1 pseudogene is annotated in these 421 nt (G+C 63.7%); it reads right to left on the reverse strand.

The window, feature by feature from the left end:
- A pseudogene (locus tag GVL52_RS32335) lies at positions 1 to 206 on the reverse strand (aspartate-semialdehyde dehydrogenase); the annotation flags it as partial.
- Positions 207 to 421: the final 215 nt, after the last annotated feature.

A 421-nucleotide genomic window follows, 5' to 3' on the forward strand; every position in this document is an offset into this window, starting at 1 on the left:
ATGTCGCAGCGCTTCAGGGCGTTGATGTCGAACGCGTCCTGCAGCGTGGTCTCGTTGCGGGCCTGGGCGGGCGCCTTGCCGCCGGCATTCGACGTGGAGAAGAACAGCGGCTCGATCAGGCCGAAATCGCCCTCGGCCTGCATGCGATCCATGAGAACAGAGCCGACCATGCCGCGCCAGCCGACCAGACCTACCAACTTGCTCATTTTCAACACCCCTGAAGTTAACGAAGAAACAATGCCCGACCGGGACTGTTCCTGCCCCGGCTCGTCTGGGCCAGGAGGGGCGCACGACGATACCGGAGCTGGATCAGCCCGTAATGGTCGTGGTTTTGGTGGTGATTGCGCGCACGGCCACGCCTGCCAGGGCGGCAGAAGCGGTGTTCAGGGCGAACGGGCGGACGGCAAACATGGAGCAGGAT

It is taken from the genome of Rhizobium sp. 18055 (assembly GCF_902706285.1).
In the GTDB taxonomy this organism is placed as follows: Bacteria; Pseudomonadota; Alphaproteobacteria; order Rhizobiales; family Rhizobiaceae; genus Rhizobium.